The sequence below is a fragment of the bacterium genome, assembly GCA_009926305.1.
Lineage (GTDB): Bacteria > Bdellovibrionota_C > UBA2361 > UBA2361 > RFPC01 > RFPC01.
This window is the reverse complement of the sequence record RFPC01000181.1, coordinates 1-1,980: the sequence shown is the minus strand read 5'-3', so window position 1 is coordinate 1,980 and position 1,980 is coordinate 1. Positions and strand designations below refer to the sequence as shown.

Sequence of the window (1,980 nt, the reverse complement as noted above, 5' to 3'; positions counted from 1 at the left end):
CCTCAGCCTTCTCTTCTCGATACCATTGTCGACCTTGCTCCTCAGCTTCTTCTCTGTTGTTATCGATCCACTCGAGAAGATCGCGTAAGTCCTGAATTGAATCTTCGATACCATCGGGACGTTCAAATGAGAAGACCCAGTTTTCAGCCTTATAGTCTTCGATGGTCGCCTTGATGCCGTCAATACATCCGGACATCACATCATTGGGATCGAACTCATTGAATGCACATCCATTGAGATAAGATAGGACAGTTGGGAAACGAACTAGGAAAAGGTTTGCTAATGACATATTGTGGTGCTCCTTAAAAGCGATTGGGGTTGGTGCCTTTATTGTACCATAATATGAGCGCTTTTTGCATGCGCTTTACTCCACTTTTTATTCACTCTCCCCGGGGCCGGAAACTACTTTTCAATAAAACTCAACCCTTCCCTGCTGCCCAACATTCATAGCAGCTATTTGTACCCTTGAGTTTCCGACCCCCTGCAGACCTATATAAAGCTCACCCTATACGCGCGCGATAACAACGTCACACCTCATGCTCTACTATCACCTTCTCCCATCGCGAGATCCACTTCACAATCTCGTCAGCTATCTTGAACGAGTACTCGCGCAACACCCACCGATAATGCGGCTCCTTCATATACTCCGGACAATAGTCTCCCGCATACCAATCATCTATCACCCACCGTGCATAGATCTCCGGTGACCCATCAATCACCCTATCATACCCACCTGCCGCTCTCTCAGCGATGTCAGCTATCACGACAGCATCACTCATCCCTCTCTGCGACTGCCCCTTCTTCGGATCTGCCTTCCTCAAGACCGCCACCTTCCTCAACTCCATTGGCTCCCACACGACCCCTCCTCATCAGGGAAAGTGCTCACCTGCTCCCTTCCCGTCTCACTCACCAACCGCCATGACGACGCCACACCATTCTCTACACTCTGCCAAACATCAGGCCAATGCTCTGCCAAATGCCTGTCATTCTCCTCAATATTCTGCCGACACGCCTCAGCCGCGTCACGTATCGTACGCGCAGTGAGTGTACGCGCACGGCGCGAAGTAGTGTACGCCCCACCTCCGGGTGCAGCTATACAATCCATCAAGTATAAGTCATAAGTACGTTCCATGTTCATCCTCGTTCATCTATCATATATGTTTACAAGAGCTCTCACTGCAAGGGTTGGTGGAGGGGATACCGGTGGGAGAGCGATGCACCGAGCTCACCTGCGCGCGCACTCACGCACGGCGCGAAGTACCTCGCGCCCTAACGTTCCACGTCCGGTAAAACGATGTGACCAAAGCGCTCGATCATCGCCTGTATACCCACCTCTACTAAGTTCAACGCCATGCTATTCTCATTATCAAACTCTGCATTCCGCAAGACCAACTCCAAGAACGCGTCACATATCTTCTCATCCTCATCCACCGTCGACAAGAGCTCTTTCTCTTCCTCCTTCACCGTAGCGCGAAATGCTTGACACTCCTCTATGATGCGAGCGGCATGATCAGTGTAATGTGCAATTCGAATCCGTTGCGCGCCGCGTATATGTCCACGCATGACGCGAAGTGCATCGCGCTCTATCGGCGTACGGTAAGGCTCGTCATCTTTCTTGTTGTCGTCTGACATGGTTGTTGCTCCTTTGTTGCAAGCCTCACAAGTTCATCTTGTGTTACTCTACTATTATACCACACCTGCCGTGCTCTTTACACGCACACTTTAAAAGTTTTGCGGCATTTCCCCGGGGACGCCCTTCATTCAAGTCTCATTCCTCCGCGCGCAGCAGTACCCGAGCTCTTGCCAATCGACCTCCGACAGACCAAAAAGAGCTCGTTTTATGCCCGATTTGAGCTCGTCGATGATCTTTTGAGCGCTTTTTTGCTTGTAAAATGAGTCGTTTTGAGTGTAGAATTGATAAGAGTGCTGCCGTTCGCTCATATGTTCACCTCTTTTTTGGAAAAACTCACTCGAGATAGC

Annotated in this window: 5 protein-coding genes; all 5 read right to left on the bottom strand. The window is 50.2% G+C overall.

All coding sequences use genetic code 11. From position 1 onward, the window contains the following. A partial coding sequence (locus tag EBR25_13535; protein ID NBW42004.1) for a hypothetical protein occupies positions 1-289 on the bottom strand: 289 nt, incomplete at its 3' end. A 238-nt stretch (positions 290-527) separates the two neighbouring features. Beyond that, positions 528-845, bottom strand: coding sequence for a hypothetical protein (locus tag EBR25_13530; GenBank protein ID NBW42003.1), 318 nt, complete (start codon positions 843-845; stop codon positions 528-530). Then, on the bottom strand, positions 836-1,138 hold the full coding sequence (locus tag EBR25_13525) for a hypothetical protein (GenBank protein ID NBW42002.1): 303 nt from the start codon (positions 1,136-1,138) through the stop codon (positions 836-838). Before EBR25_13525 ends, EBR25_13530 begins: the two co-directional genes overlap by 10 nt. 131 nt (positions 1,139-1,269) lie before the next feature. After that, a complete protein-coding gene (locus EBR25_13520; GenBank protein NBW42001.1) occupies positions 1,270-1,632 on the bottom strand; it encodes a hypothetical protein in 363 nt (120 codons plus the stop codon). A 129-nt stretch (positions 1,633-1,761) separates the two neighbouring features. Beyond that, positions 1,762-1,980, bottom strand: a 219-nt coding sequence (locus EBR25_13515; GenBank protein NBW42000.1) for a hypothetical protein, incomplete at its 5' end; no start/stop codon positions are given.